Raw genomic sequence first — 15,698 nt, forward strand, 5'->3', positions numbered from 1 at the left:
ATTAATTTAAATTTTAATTTTTAAACCGAATACTGTCGATGTTATAGGATTAGCCATAGCAAAAGTACCCTGTAAAGCAGTCTCAGGATCTGGCCCTTTGTGCTTAGTAAACGTATATGGATTTTGAAAGTCTAATGATAGACGTACACTTGAAACTTTTAATTTTTCAAGGATTCTGTCTGACAGACTATATCCAAAACCTATATTTCCAATCTTTACAAATGACATATCTTCATAATACCACTCATCAACCCCACTAGGCAAAGCTGCCACAGTAGGCATTGGGTACGTACCACCTTGATTATTTGGAGTCCAATAATTTAAATTAAGTACATTAAATGCACCTCCATCAGGATTTTGAGGAGCAAAAGCATTATAAAATTCAGAATGGCCATAAGCACCTTGACGTGTATAAGCTAAAATAGAAAAATCAAAACCTTGGTAAGAAAAAGTATTTGTCATTCCTCCAATCCATTTTGGAGAATTGGAACCAAGAACAACTTTATCTTGCTGATTAATCTTGCCATCATTATTTTGGTCAACAAATTTATACATCCCAGGATATTGTCCATATACTTTAGCAGCTGCAGCCTCATCCATTTGCCATATACCTATCTTTTGGTAGGAGTAAGCGGCATCTACGGGTTTTCCAACTTGTAATACCCCGTGCGCACCATAAACTTCTTTATTTAAACCACCCGCCAATTTAATAATCTCATTTTCGTTTTTAGAAAAATTGATATTAGTTTCCCATTTAAAATCTTTTGTTTTTACGTTTACTGAATTTAAAGACAATTCAATTCCTTTATTACGGACAGATCCGTAATTTCCTGTAGAAGCTGCATATCCGGTCAATAACATCAATGATCTGTTTAAGATTGCATCTTCTGTTGTTTTATTGTATACCTCAACATCCACTCCTAACCTTCCTTTCAAAACATTAAAGTTCAAACCTAAATTATATTCTGAAGAAACCTCCCAGCCAAGTTCAGGATTAATCAATGAACCAATTGTATTTCCAACAACCGCCGTACCTCCAAAAGTATAATCAGCACTTGTTAAAAACCCTTTAGAAGCATATCTCGAAACAGGAGCATTATTTCCTGATTGACCATAACTCAAACGAAGTTTAAGATCTGAGATCCAATTCACATCTTCCATAAACTTTTCATTACTTACTTTCCAAGCAAAAGCAGCAGATGGGAAAAATGCCCATTGATGCCCTGAAGCTAATTTAGAAGAACCATCATACCTTCCTGTGAACGTAAAAAGGTATTTATCGTTTATGTCATAGTTTACCCTTGCAGTAAATGAAGCTAATGTCTCTTTAGAATAATAGGAATCGTAAATTAACGGCGTTAATCCCCCTTGAGTATTATAGAATGAATAGTTATCAGAATTTACATTTCTTGATTTTGTCATCGAACCCTCGTCTTGTTGACGGTAAAGGGAAGAAATCAACAAAGCTTTAAATTTGTGACCTTCTGTAATATTAAAATTAAAAGCAGCACTATTGTCCCAGTTAAAACCAGTATTCATGCTCGTGTTGTAAGTTGCTAAAGTTCTGGTAATATCATTTCGACCATCTCTAGTAAGAAGACCACTGTATTCACCATATCTGCTATTTACTATTTGAGGAGCAAAATTGGTTTTTAACTCAACCCATTTAGCAGGCTTGTAATTTAAAAATATATTTGCAATTAAATCCGTTGTACGAGTATTTGAAGTCCAGGCACCATTTGCTTCATAAATAGGGTTTACAAAACGCACGTCTTGAGCATCAGGAAACAAGGTAAGACTACCATCATCATTGTACGGATCAACCGTTGGAGCTAAACGGTATGAAGTCCTGAACATTTCCGGGCTACCAGTTTCTCTTTCTGAAAAAGTATAATACATTCTAGCCCCCATTGTAACTTTATCATTAAATTTATTAGCAACTGAAGTGCTAATTGTATAACGATTATATCCTTCAATACCAGATATACCATCATTTTTGGTCATCCCAATAGCTGCATTATAAGTAAGTCCGTCTTTACCCCCTGACATACCGAAATTATGACTGGTTTGAATCTGATTCTTTTTATTCAATAATTCAGGCCAATAGGTATAATTCTTATTGGCAACATTATTTTGTTCATTCGCGTTAAAAAATACCGTATTCAAATTAATTGGGGTATTATTAAAACTATCAACTGAAGCTGTTCCCGCATTATTTTGAGCTATCCATTGCTTCGCTTTTAAAAAATCTGTGGCATAAGCAACATATTGATCCCCATTCATCATAGGCACATCATACGCTTTATTATTAAAACCGAATGTACTGTCATAAGTAATTTGTGTTTTTCCCACAACACCTGATTTAGTAGTAATAATAACTACTCCATTAGCTCCTCTAGAACCATAAATAGCAGTCGCAGATGCATCTTTCAAAACATCCAGTTGTTCAATATCTGATGGATTAATAATACTAATATCATCTAAAAAAACACCATCTACAACGTAAAGAGGTTTTGACAAATCACTAGCCAAATCATTACTGTTTCCATTACCATCAGCAAGAACATTTGTATTTTTTATAACTGTATTCCCTCTGATTTTTATAGAAAGTCCTCCTCCTGGCTTAGAACTTACTCTACTAATATCAACACCTGCTAATCGACCTTGCATGGCTTCAGCAACACCAATTTTTTTCATCTCGGTTAACTTCTTTGCATCCATAGACACTACAGATCCTGTCAAATCTTTTTTCTTAACAGAGCCATATCCAATTACAACTACTTGTTCTAAAGCAGTAGATCCAGGCGCTAATTTTATACTGATTTTTTTAGAAGCCCCGTCAACAGCTACTTCTTTTGAAACATATCCAATATACCCAAAAACCAATTTTTGGTTCACTCCTGAAACAGCTATCGTGAAATTACCCTCAATATCTGTTGTCGTACCCTTAGTTGTACCTTTTACTGAGACATTAGCACCCGGTAGCGGCACATTTAACTCATCTAAAACAACACCGGATACCTGTATTGTTTGTGCCCACGATGTAAACGAAATGCACATTAGAAATGCTAACATTAATAATTTAAAATTGTTTTTTTTCATTTTTTATGTTTGGTATTAGTTAGAAAATTTCAGCAAAAGTAGCATTTAACCTTTGCCGCAAGGGGGAAATTTTGCCCAAAAACATAGAAAAATTAACCACCCTTTAAAAAAAACCTAAAAAAAATGCGATATCAATTAATTAAGACTGTTTTTTTTAACAATCTAAAAACAATAGCTCTTAAATAGATATAAACTAATTAAGTAAAAACACTTCTTCTATTCCCTTTTTAATTCACGTGTCAAAAATTTACTTCTTACCGTTATGGTTAAAATATTTAAAATTTCATGTGACAAATCCATCCATCCATATATTTGACGCAATATTCCATTATATAAAAGATCATAAATAATAAATTTGCTGAACTTGTTGAATGAAATTATTATTTACTATCATAGCTTTGATATCGATTTTAAATGCATTTTCAAACGTACTATTCTACAGGAAAAATCATTTAAATAAATTACTTATTCCCTATTATGAAAAAAATATTCTTCTTGTCTTTATTAGGAATCCTTCTAAGCTCTTTCACTGAAAAACAAAACAATTATTTTTTTGTAAACTCAAATAAAACGATTAAGATAGAGTTTAATCTAGCCCAAAATAAAACTCCTTTTTACAAAGTTTTTTACAAAGACAAATTGGTAATTAACACCTCTGATTTAGGAATAATAAGAGAAGATGCTAACTTTTATGACAATCTAAAAATTGTGTCCGTTTCAGAATCCAGACAAATTCACTCCGACTATTCCATGTTACAAGGAAAAAAGAAAAATATAAAATACACTGCAAATCAATACACGGTTCACTTAAAAAATAGTGAGGGGAAATTAATAGATATTATTTTCCAATTATCCAATGACGGAATTGCTTTTAGGTACTATTTTCCAGAAACAACCACGGATATTAAAAAAATTCTATCCGAAAAAACGAGCTATAATTTTGATGCAACAACAAAAGCATGGCTACAGCCTATGTCAAAAGCAAAATCAGGATGGAAAGAAACAAATCCGGCTTATGAAGAACATTATGCTATGGGAGTTCCTGTAAATACAAAACCCGCTTTTGGTGAAGGCTGGGTATATCCCGCTTTATTTAATACTAACAAAACTTGGATTTTAATATCTGAATCTGGATTACATAGGAAATACTGTGGCAGCCGATTGGTTTACAATGATATTTCAAAAAAAATGCAGTTAACTTTTCCCCAAAAGGAAGAAGTGTTTCCTGGAGGCGCGTTGAATCCCGAATCAGAATTGCCTTGGTACACCCCTTGGAGAATAATAGCTATTGGCTCTTTAAAAACAATTACCGAAAGCACATTAGGAACTGATTTAGCAGACCCTGCAATTCCAATGGACACCTCTTTTATTAAAAGCGGACTAGCTTCTTGGAGTTGGATTTTATTGAAAGACGAATCTGTAAATTATGAAACAACACTTCAATACATAGATTATGCTTCAGCAATGAACTGGCCTTACTGTCTGATAGATGCGGATTGGGATAAGAGAATTGGTGATGATAAAATGAAGGAATTATCTACTTATGCCAAAGATAAAAACGTAAAATTATTGGTTTGGTACAATTCGTCCGGATCTTGGAATAGTACTACATATCAACCCAAAAGCAAATTATTGACCCACGCTGACAGAGACAAAGAGTTTAGCAAACTTAACGAGATGGGAATTGCGGGTATAAAAGTTGATTTTTTTGGAGGTGATGGTCAATCTATGATTGAGTATTATCATGACATGCTAAAAGATGCTGCAGAACATAAATTATTAATTAATTTTCACGGGGCTACCTTGCCAAGAGGGTGGCAGCGAACCTATCCTAATTTATCGACAACTGAGGCCGTAAAAGGATATGAATATATAACCTTTAAACAGAGTATTGCCGATTTAGAACCTTCTCATTGCAGTATGCTTGCTTTTGCCAGAAACGTTTTTGACCCAATGGATTTTACTCCGATGGTTTTGGATTCAATACCAAATATCAACCGAAGAACTACACCTGCCTTTGAACTGTCTTTGCCTGTTTTATTTTTGTCAGGAATCCAACATATCGCAGAAAAACCAGATGGTATGGCTAAAATGCCGAAATTTGTAGTCGATTATTTAAAGGACATTCCAACTAATTGGGATGATTCCAAATTTATTCAGGGCTATCCCGGAAAATACATTATTATGGCACGAAAAAAAGAAAACACTTGGTTTATAGTGGGTATAAATGGTGAAAACACACCCAAAGAAATTGAACTTGATCTTTCTTTTGTTACCAATAAAAAGGGGTTTCTAATCTATGAAAAAGAGAACGGATTCCTCCAAGAATTCATCACAAAAGAGAAAAATTCGAAAATGAAAATCAAGATGAAACCAAATGGAGGATTTACAATCAAAATGTAATTCAATTAAAAAAAATTATAATTTCCCGATAGTATGAACAATTTTTTCAGGATTTCCTCGATTCTAATTTTACTGTTTTTTACAATGCAGCTAAAGGCACAATCTAGCAGACTTACCCCTTTAAAATCTCCAATTATTTTTAAAGGTAGTGATACAATAGCTTATCGAGATCCAGCGGTATTATATCATAAAAATAAGTTTTATTTGTTTTTTACATTGGTAAAAACCGAAGAAGGAAAAATTTATTCTTATACGGCAACAAGCCATTCTAGAGACCTGAAAAATTGGAGTCCGATAAAAATTATCACTCCAAAAGACCAGTCTTTGGATTTTTGCAGTCCTGGAAACATCGTGCGTTTCAATGACGAATGGGTTTTATGTCTGCAAACATACCCGCGCCCTGACTATACTGTTGATCAGAAAACGCGATATGGGACAAAAGATTCAAGATTATACATCATGCGAAGCAAAGACCTCAAAAATTGGAGCTCTCCAGAAATTATAAAAGTAAAAGGTCCTGAAGTATCAACAGCTGATATGGGAAGAATGATTGATCCCTATCTATTGGAAGACAAAGATGAAAAAGGAAAGTGGTGGTGTTTTTACAAACAAAACGGCGTCAGCATGTCTTACAGTTATGATTTGAAAAACTGGACATTTTTTGGCCACACTGCATCAGGTGAAAATGTTTGTGTTTTGAATGAGAACAATGAATATATCTTAATTCATTCTCCAGAAAATGGCATCGCAATTAAACATTCTTCAAATCTTAAAGATTGGAAAGATTTTGGAAAAGTAATCACATTAGGCCAGAATGAATGGGACTGGGCAAAAGGCAGAATTACCGGGGGTACTGTAATAAATTTAAAGAAAAACAGCGAGTTTGGTAAATATATCCTGTTTTTTCATGGTTCAGGTCCAAAAACAGAAGAAGAAGGAGATTTTGATAAAAATGCATCAATAGGTATTGCCTGGAGTGACGATTTATTACACTGGGATTGGCCCGTAAAAAAAAAATAGCATTTTAACTGCTTGATAATAATATAATTATAAAATTTGATCTAAAACAAAATTAAAATATACCCATGAAAAACAAAATCATTATTTACCTATTTACCGCTCTGTTTACTTTACCCCTACTTGCACAAAACGCTGACCATTTAAATCCTAAATTAGCACTAACACCTCCAATGGGTTGGAGCTCTTGGAATACCTTCAAAAAAAATCCTACCGAAGAAGTTATCAAACAAATTGCAGATGCAATGGTGCGTACTGGTTTAAAAGATGCGGGTTATACTTACGTCAATATTGATGATTTTTGGAGTCCAGGAAGAGAAGAAAATAGTCAAATTATAGTTGACACCACTAAATTCCCTGGTGGAATGAAAGCTTTAGCAGATTATATTCATACTAAAGGGTTAAAAGCCGGAATATATACCAATATTGGTTTGAAAGCCAACTATGAGACCCTTGCAAGTGGCGGATTTTATGAGCAGGATATCAAAAAATTTGCGGAGTGGACGTATGATTATGTAAAAGTCGATGTGAATTTTGCACCTATTCGAACAGAAGAATTTTATAAAAAAGAATTTACCGATATTTACAATGCGATTAAAAAAACAGGAAGACCAATGTTTTTTAATATTTGTAACCAAGGTGGTGGCAGTTATCAAAATTGGGCTCCAGCTATAGCAAACTCATGGAGAGTAGGTGCCGATATTGATCATTCCCCAAAAGGCGCCAAAACGCAATGGGATGGATTTATATATGAATTAGACCGTTCTTCTGCCTTTCCGGAAATAGCCGGGCCAGGTCATTGGAATGATGCTGATATGATGTTAGTTGGCGTTGGTGACGATGGTGGCAGATTGGTTGTTATGACACAAGAAGAACAAAAAAGTCATTTTTCTATGTGGTGCATGATTGCATCGCCTTTAATTCTGGGGAATGACCTTCGTACTATTTCAAAGGAGACATTGGATATTTTATTAAATAAAGAAGCCATTGCAATTAACCAAGACGCTTTAGGTATACAAGGAAAACTAATCTACGAGCAATCTACCGGTTTACAAGTATGGGTGAAGGAATTAAAATCTACCAAAAAGAAAAAATACGCTGTTGCCTTATTTAATAGGACAGATTCAGAGGCAGAAATAACGTTAGATTTTAGTAAAGCAAAACTGAACCGAAAAATCAAAATCAGAGATGTTTGGGAACATAAAAATTTAGGCAAATTTACAAATACTTATTCTAAGAGAATTCCTAGTCATGGTATACAGATGCTAATAATAAAATAGGTTATCGCAGATAGTAGTATCATAAGTAATCCGAAACGATTAATGCAATTTAATAATAAGAAAAATTATGCTATTCATAATTATATATTGGATACTGTACTTAAGTCTGGCAGCTGTATTTAAAAGTATGAATTGATATTTTCTTTTTCTATTGGGGAAAATAAACAAAATGTTAAATATTACGCAACATGAAGTGAATGATTTAAAAAACTTAGAGTTATAGATTATTTTAGATGTGACAGAACCAAATTCCAGAAATGATTATCGACTAATAAAAATTAGGAAATACAAAAAGCCCGCAATTTCATTGAAATTGCGGGCTTTTTTTTGCGATTTAAATTTTAAAAATTGTATTTCCCTCCAAGATAAATACTTCTTCCGCCAGCATTAATTCCAGAAGCAAAAGTCCTGTATTGCGTATCTAAAATATTTTCAACACCAGAGAAAACAGTGAACTTTTCCGTTAAAGATAAGGATCCTTTCAAATTATAGATTTCCCAAGATGGCATACCATTTTTTGGAGCATATTGCAAATTATCTTCTCCACTGGGTGAATAATTGCTCAATTCTTTTTTTCCATTATACAACATATATAAATCCAGATTTACTAGTTTACTTTCATATTTAAAACCTGTTTTCCCATAAATTGGAGCGATGTGGTCTAAAGGAAAATTACCCGCCGCATTTTGGACTCTACCGTGAGTAAAGTTGAAAGTGCCATAAAACAAGAATGATTTTGTGATATAACTTCTTAAGGTTGAAGAAATTCCGGCAATATTTCCTTTTCCTTGATTTTGATTGGCATGAATGAGACTGTTTTTTCCTTCATAAATAATCGAAGACTGGCCGTTTAATGTGAAAGCACCCGTTACTATTGCATCATACAGTCTTGTGTAATAAAAAACATTTTCAAACTGAAAACGCTTTCCTTCCCAAAAAGTAATGCTCAAATCAGCCGTTACTGACTTCTCAGGCTTCAAATCTTTGTTTGGTACAATTAAAGTTCCTGCTGCCGATTCGAATATTTTTGCTAAATCGTCAATGTTTGGAACTCGAAATGCAGAAGCTAAATTAAAACCTATTTTTGTGTTTTCGCTGGCATTATTTACAATTCCAACGGCGCCACTATAGGTAAAGTTTTTTTGTGATACGCTAGTATAAGGTAAATTCAAAAAATTGGTTAAAATTTCGCTGTTCAAAGTCGCGTAACCCACTCTGGCACTTGCATTGTACGAGGCCGTTTTGTTAATGTTATTGCTGTAGGAAGCAAAACCTTCGGCTCTAAAAGTATTGTTTTTTCCATCCGGATAACGCGAATCAGTGATACCTTCAGCATTAGTTAAAATATTTCTTTTAATTCCCGAAGAATTCAAATTATCATAATATACATCGGCGCCATAAATAAAGTCACCGTTTCCTATTTTTGTTTTAAAATCAGAATTGATGGCAAATATCGAAACTTTTTCAATCCTTGAACTTTGTGTTGGATTACCAAAATTACGGGTAATTCTACTTTCTTCGATGTTTTGATAACTGGCAACCAAATTCATATCACTGTTCAAGAACACCCTCTTTTTGTCTAATTTATAAGCAGAAAGTAATCTTTTTTGTGGACCATAATTCCAAACTGCAGATTTAAATTTTCCGTTTGAACTCAAATCAGTTAGCCTGTCATATCTCGGAATGTCTGATGTGGTAGAATATTGTAAATTTAAACTATGTCGCGTGTTACTATTTTGCTGAAAAACAATTTTTTGCATAAAATCATATTGTTTGTATCCAGAAAATTTTTGCACATATTTATCATCATTAGCAACTTTAGTGTCAACACCATCATTGGTTACCACATAAAAAGGTCTTTCTCCAAAAAAATCATTGGAACCATTTTTATGTTTTCCCATTTTTAAATCCCCATAATCATTATAGGAGAATGAAGTTAAGGAACCCCATTTTTGACCCGCAAAGTTGAAATCTAAATGACCTGATTTTCCTTGGTTTGCAGAGTTGTAACTCGTTAAAGCAGTTCCGCTAACCTTTTGGTTTTCCGTATCGGAAAGCAATTTTGCATTTTTAGTTTGTAAATAAATGGCTCCGCCAAGCGCATCACTTCCGTGAATAGTAGACGATGGTCCAAAAAGCACATCTACATTCTCGATCATATTTTTATCAACAGTAACTATGTTTTGCAAATGTCCAGCTCTGTAAATTAAGTTATTCATTCGGATTCCATCAACGAGTAATAAAATTCTACTGGATTCAAAACCCCTAATAACAGGACTTCCGCCGCCCTGTTGTGATTTTTGAACTGCTAAAGTCCCCGAATTCCCTAACACATCGGCACTGGACTGGAAGTTATTAAACTCGATTTCTTTTTTAGAAATACTTTCAATTTGTTGCGTAATTTTTCTTTTTGGTTTTGCAAATCGTTGTGTACTTACAACCACTTCATCTAATCCTATTGAATTTATGGTGTCTTTTTTGATTTGGGAAAATCCCACCAAAGAGTAAATACAAACCATTACGGTTATTGTTTTTTTCATGTTTATGTAATTAATTTTGTTTAAAATAGATGCTTCAAAAAAAAATAATTTTAACATGGAGGATCAAATACTGAATAGATAAATGGTCTGGTTTTTAAATTAAATTGAGTATTATGATTTTCAATTATATCAATTTTAAAATCGATTTTAAAACCAAAATTCACTTTGTTTTTTTGTACAAGATGTTTAGAGAGAAAGGTGCGTTTTTTCTCCAAAGGGGATTTTTTATGTTTATTTAAAATTTGAGAAATCACTAAACGAAATTCATTCTCCAAATCATCTTTTACCACTTTTGCTATAACTTCTGAATGAAATTTATGAAACGAAATCACATCATAATAAGCATTATTGTATTTTATTTCTGTTTTATCCGAAAAGGCTTGCCATTCTTCCAAAGAGAAGATTATAGTTTGTCTAAATTTTATTTTTTTTATTTGATTTTCGTGCCTTATTTTTTGAATTTGATTGAATAAATCACCTGAATAAGCAAAAAAAACGCTAGTACTATATAATGAAATGACTACGAGAATAACTAGTATTTTATTTTTTGGGAACATTTATATTTGTGATTTTCAAAATAAAAATTAAACCTGTTTGCTGTTTCATAAAATAAACTAAAAAAAGTCTCTTTCACTATAAATAATTATGATGATGTTCTTTTGACTTACAAAACTATATTATTTCACAATACGTTTTGTACAAAATGTATCATCTTGGTTGCTTTGTCAGCGAGAAACACCTGTTAGCTAAATAGCCTCTGGCTGCCATAGCCTCGCGTTGTTTTCTGTCATCCTCATTTTCTTTGGCATTCCATACACCACTTCGAACCCTTTCAATCAGTTCAGGAGTTACGCGGTATTTTTCAATCGATAAAGAGTGATAGGCATCTGTGATACACATTTCTTCAATACTCTTTAAATAGCCCACTTTGTCATTAGGTATTCCTAAAGATTTCGGAAAAACTTCAATAACTCCTTTAGCATCTCATGCTACATCAACCGTATTCTATTAACATAAGGAGACCGTTCCCGAGTGGACAAGGTTATGTTTTTTTTTTGCTCAAACGGATCCACTTCTCTAACATCATAACCCACAAATTTCATTGTTTTTAGAATGTTATTTGCAATTTTATCCTAATCTGTATTTCTAAAAAGCACCTACTATTCTACCCGCTTTTAGGCTATACCCTCTATCAAGTAGTATTCCTAATAGTTCCGATCCGTCACTAATTAAACTTAAAGCAGTTCTAACATCTGTTGGATTACTTGTAAATAAAGATGGAGAACAATAAACAATAGTAAGAAGCCAAATTAAAAAATTCTAGGTCCCTTTATAATCTCAATCAATTCTAAGTCCAACAATGGCGATTTCATGGTAAACAAAGTGGTGTTAAAAAGTAAAGGAGTCAATGAATTGTTCCCTTTTGTTGACCGAAGAATCATTTGATAGGGTACAGAATCATTACCAGCATGCATCAACAAGGATCGGTCTGCAACAACACAATAATCATCACCATAACGATCTTTTAAACACCTCGAACACCCCCCCAATAAGAAGTGTATCAAGAGATGTTTCCCCCTTTTTTTTCGTTATGAGCAACAGAGATATTCCATCCTTTAAAAACTTCACGAATAAAACCTTGATCCATCAAGCGTTCTTCATACACCCGGCTCAAATCCGTTGCTTTGATACCAACTATCTTTTGTTCTTACAGTTTTTGAAGCACTTCCAACGATGCTGCTAATTTCTTCCCTGGTGTTGCCATTTAATTTGTATTTTAAAGAGGATTTGTGCATTTAGCATTGATCATGTTCTAGAGTATCTATTACATTGTGTTGTGCGTATGTTCTTATATCCAGATGTGCGTTTATTATTATATTGTGCGAATATATGAAATGATTAAAAATAAAAGGGAATGGACTGAAAAAATAATTGTTGGATAAGCTCAAAATATTAAGTTTAGTAGAAGAACAGAACAGTGTTCGACTTTAACATAAAGAGTTCGACTGTCGAATTTATTACTAAATATATTATCCAACGGAGATTAAACACATCAAGAACCGCATTATTTGCGGATAATAGATTTAAATGCGGAGAATCGTCCGTATATTTACCGCAAATTACGCGGATAATAATGAAATACATCTATCAAAATGAAAATTGGCCAATATTCACTTGGGATACAAACGCTTTGCAATTATTACTTGGAGAAGTAAGAAACAAGCAAGGCAAACTCATGGGAAAAATGGAAGCAATGGGATTTGCGTTGCAGGAACAAGCTTTGTTAGATACCCTAACAGTTGATGTTTTAAAATCCTCCGAAATAGAAGGTGAAATACTAAATAAGGATCAGGTACGTTCTTCCATTGCTAGACATTTGGGAATAGATATCGCAGGATTAGTTCCTTCTGATAGAAATGTTGACGAAGTAGTAGAAATGATGCTTGATGCCACAAAAAAATTTAATTCTGCATTATCAAAAGATAGATTATTTGGGTGGCATAACTGTTTATTCCCAACAGGAAGAAGCGGAATGTATAAAATAAATATTGGTCAATGGAGAACTGATGATAATGGTCCTATGCAAGTAGTTTCTGGTGGATTTAGAAGAGAGAAAATACATTCTCAAGCTCCAGATGCGATTTTTTTAGAGAAAGAAATGAATCAATTTTTAGATTGGTTTTCTAATGAAAAGACTTTAGATCCCGTATTGAAAGCAGGAATTGCCCATTTATGGTTCATCACCCTCCACCCTTTTGATGATGGCAATGGTCGTATTGCAAGAGCTATTACTGATATACAATTGTGTAAAGCCGATAGAAGTTCGAAACGCTTTTACAGTATGTCAGCACAAATCCTTTTGCAACGTAACGAGTACTATACTATTCTAGAACAAACTCAAAAAGGGAATTTAGACATTACAAAGTGGTTACATTGGTTTTTTGAAAACCTATTAGCGGCCTTGAATGCAACAAATAGTATCTTAGAACAAGTATTATCAAAAGCTAGTTTTTTGGAAAAACAAAACAACGCATCATTGAACGAAAGACAAAAATTACTTCTTAATAAGATGCTAGATGGCTTTGAAGGGAAACTGACCACAACAAAATGGGCAAAGATTACAAAATGTTCTCCTGATACAGCTTTAAGAGATATTCAAGATCTAATTTCAAAAAGAATCTTAATGAAAGATGATAAAGGAGGAAGAAGTACATCTTACACTATTATCATGTAAAAAAACTTGGATCCAATAAATAGTAATATCCTTTTATTTTTTGTTTTATTTAATTAATAATATTTTTACTCCAGCTGTATTAAAAAAGTGGGAATACCCGTAGAACGGGAATATTATTTTCTTTATCGAAAACAGATGATTGAGGTATATTTTTCATTCCCTATTTAAATTATAATTAAGAATAGGAAAAAATTATTATTTATCTTTCATTATAAATTCTGCTTTTGTTTTAAAATTTATATTGAATTTGACATTGTTAAATTCTTTAATCTCTAAAAAATGCTTCGAAAATTGCTTAAGATAGTAACATTACAGAGCAATTTTAATTATATAATTTTTCTCATTATTTTATTACTCTAGTCCTTAAAATGTTCGACTATGAATAAGAGTTCGACAGTCGAACTCTTATTCACCTTTAGATACAACTTTTTACTTTAAAAAACTTAGAATTAATTTAGGTAGTCAGCGGGAATTAAGCACTTAATTAACTAAATTATAGTAAATTAAAATATATTTCGACTCTATTTTTTTCATAAAACTCTTTTATGGTTGCTTCAACAATAATTTGAACAAATAAATCAACTGATGTTTTCTCTCTGTTAGCATGAGTTTTAGGCTTTTTCCATCTTTTCCTAGAAACTTATCAGCATTTGATTTCATGCTAATATTATTCAATTCTACTTGAGGATATATTTAAACAAATATCAAGATCAAATTTAAATTGGAAGTTAAAGCGAGGTAATCTTAAAATTAATTTTAAAAATATTATGTCTATTCACTTAAGCCATGTATTTATCAAACTCATTTCATATTAAGAATAGTTTTGTAATATCTCCTTTGATTTATAGTAATAAAATTAGGCTAGTTTGAATTTAATCGAGCCCCCAAGATTTAAAAAAACATTTATTTACAAAGTAATTTACTTTATATTAGCGAATGATTTAAAAGCTTATTTATAATTATATAACAATTACAGTAAATAAAAATACTTAATACGGAAAACCGCAAATGTGTAAAATAAATAGAGTATAATTTTACGCAATCAACAAATAAATAGCAATTTATGATAACAATATCAGTCCCAATAAGTACGAAAAAAAGATCAATATACCTTCACCAACTCCAAGAAAATATCCTAGTATGTTCAGAAGATACTAATTCACAAAAACTAACAACTGTTGACAAAATGAGAGATTTTTTCCAACAAACAGATAGAATTTATTTTGATGAAGCGCCTTACAAAAACAGACTTTGCAACCGACCTTGATAAAGAAAATATCGAGGTCTTTAAAACTGAAGCTGGATTGAACTATACTATTTCAAAAGAATAGGTATTTCATAACTTGAGGCTGACTACAAAAGAACGATATTTTAAAGATGGTGCTGTTTTATTCTTTGCCAAAAAACCGAAACACTTTTTTGAAAAAGCAGTAATACGCTGTATTGTATTTGATGGGACAGAGAAAACATACATTATTGATGATAAAATAATGACTGGCACACTACTATACCAACAATTTTTAAAAAGTAGGTATTGGCTAAATTCGAAACTAGATGTGACGGGGAAGTTTCCAAACCAAGAAAACAGTTATAGAAAATTCCGTAAACTGTTTTTCAAAGAAGCAATTATAAACTCCTTAGCACATCGAAATTACTATGATAAAGGAGGTCGAATTACAATAGGATTATTTGACGATTAGGTAGAAATCAATAATCCTGGTGCATTAGTGAGTGTCATTACACGAAATGAATTTAGAAAAAGAAGCTTAATCCGTAATCCTTTAATTTCGGGCTTATTTGAAAGAATGCGAATGGTAGAACAAATAGGTTCTGGCATTAGGATGCATGACTTGATAAAAGAAGAGGGATTAATACCCCCAGAATTCAATATAGATGGAATGTTCATTGTAACATTCAGAAGACCTTTCAATTTCGACAAGAGGGTGAATCTTTTATCCGAAAATCGCATGACAATACTCGTAGCATTAAATACTAATCTAGATATTAAGAATTCCGAATTAGAGCAAATCGTTGGTTTGATAAATTCATTAAAATCATAGTGCTGAATAAAATGGCAAATGAGCAGGTAAAAAATTAGCTCAGATGGTTTTAGCTTGGATT

General features: G+C 32.6%; 11 protein-coding genes. 6 read left to right on the forward strand and 5 right to left on the reverse strand.

All coding sequences use genetic code 11. The annotated features are described in order from the left end of the window. Positions 1–6 precede the first annotated feature (6 nt). On the reverse strand, positions 7–3,102 hold the full coding sequence (locus tag ACM55K_RS15945) for a SusC/RagA family TonB-linked outer membrane protein (RefSeq protein WP_416851264.1): 3,096 nt from the start codon (positions 3,100–3,102) through the stop codon (positions 7–9). 477 nt (positions 3,103–3,579) lie between these two features. Here ACM55K_RS15945 and ACM55K_RS15950 point away from each other — a divergent pair, with 477 nt between their 5' ends. The 3 genes from ACM55K_RS15950 (at position 3,580) to ACM55K_RS15960 (ending at position 7,802) form a co-directional block, all read left to right on the forward strand. Next, on the forward strand, positions 3,580–5,505 hold the full coding sequence (locus ACM55K_RS15950; protein WP_416851265.1) for a glycoside hydrolase family 97 protein: 1,926 nt from the start codon (positions 3,580–3,582) through the stop codon (positions 5,503–5,505). 84 nt (positions 5,506–5,589) lie between these two features. After that, positions 5,590–6,525: a family 43 glycosylhydrolase gene (locus ACM55K_RS15955; RefSeq protein ID WP_416851266.1), complete on the forward strand. Its 936-nt coding sequence runs from the start codon at positions 5,590–5,592 to the stop codon at positions 6,523–6,525. A gap of 65 nt (positions 6,526–6,590) precedes the next feature. Further along, positions 6,591–7,802 (forward strand): glycoside hydrolase family 27 protein, encoded by a 1,212-nt coding sequence (locus tag ACM55K_RS15960; protein ID WP_416851267.1) that lies wholly within the window; start codon positions 6,591–6,593, stop codon positions 7,800–7,802. A 341-nt stretch (positions 7,803–8,143) separates the two neighbouring features. Here the strand turns inward: ACM55K_RS15960 and ACM55K_RS15965 are convergent, their stop codons facing one another. The 4 genes from ACM55K_RS15965 to ACM55K_RS15980 form a co-directional block, all read right to left on the reverse strand. Next, complete coding sequence (locus ACM55K_RS15965; protein WP_416851268.1) at positions 8,144–10,342, reverse strand: TonB-dependent receptor plug domain-containing protein; 2,199 nt, start codon at positions 10,340–10,342, stop codon at positions 8,144–8,146. Between the two features lie 50 nt (positions 10,343–10,392). Then, a complete protein-coding gene (locus ACM55K_RS15970; protein ID WP_416851269.1) occupies positions 10,393–10,899 on the reverse strand; it encodes a hypothetical protein in 507 nt (168 codons plus the stop codon). Between the two features lie 151 nt (positions 10,900–11,050). After that, the gene (locus ACM55K_RS15975; RefSeq protein WP_416851270.1) at positions 11,051–11,242 is read right to left on the reverse strand and encodes a hypothetical protein; all 192 of its coding nucleotides are present in this window, start codon (positions 11,240–11,242) and stop codon (positions 11,051–11,053) included. A gap of 410 nt (positions 11,243–11,652) precedes the next feature. Then, entirely contained in the window at positions 11,653–11,907 is a 255-nt protein-coding gene (locus ACM55K_RS15980) for a hypothetical protein (protein ID WP_416851271.1), read from the reverse strand. A gap of 569 nt (positions 11,908–12,476) precedes the next feature. Between ACM55K_RS15980 and ACM55K_RS15985 the strand changes: the two genes are divergently transcribed. The 3 genes from ACM55K_RS15985 to ACM55K_RS15995 all read left to right on the forward strand — a co-directional run bounded on the left by ACM55K_RS15985 (position 12,477) and on the right by ACM55K_RS15995 (position 15,637). Continuing rightward, complete coding sequence (locus ACM55K_RS15985) at positions 12,477–13,577, forward strand: Fic family protein (RefSeq protein WP_416851272.1); 1,101 nt, start codon at positions 12,477–12,479, stop codon at positions 13,575–13,577. A 1,343-nt stretch (positions 13,578–14,920) separates the two neighbouring features. Further along, on the forward strand, positions 14,921–15,277 hold the full coding sequence (locus ACM55K_RS15990; protein ID WP_416851273.1) for a hypothetical protein: 357 nt from the start codon (positions 14,921–14,923) through the stop codon (positions 15,275–15,277). A gap of 27 nt (positions 15,278–15,304) precedes the next feature. Continuing rightward, positions 15,305–15,637, forward strand: a complete 333-nt coding sequence (locus ACM55K_RS15995) for an ATP-binding protein (protein WP_416851274.1) — start codon at positions 15,305–15,307, stop codon at positions 15,635–15,637. The last annotated feature ends 61 nt before the right edge of the window (positions 15,638–15,698 follow it).

The organism is Flavobacterium arabinosi (assembly GCF_048158725.1).
GTDB classification, from domain to species: Bacteria; Bacteroidota; Bacteroidia; order Flavobacteriales; family Flavobacteriaceae; genus Flavobacterium; species Flavobacterium arabinosi.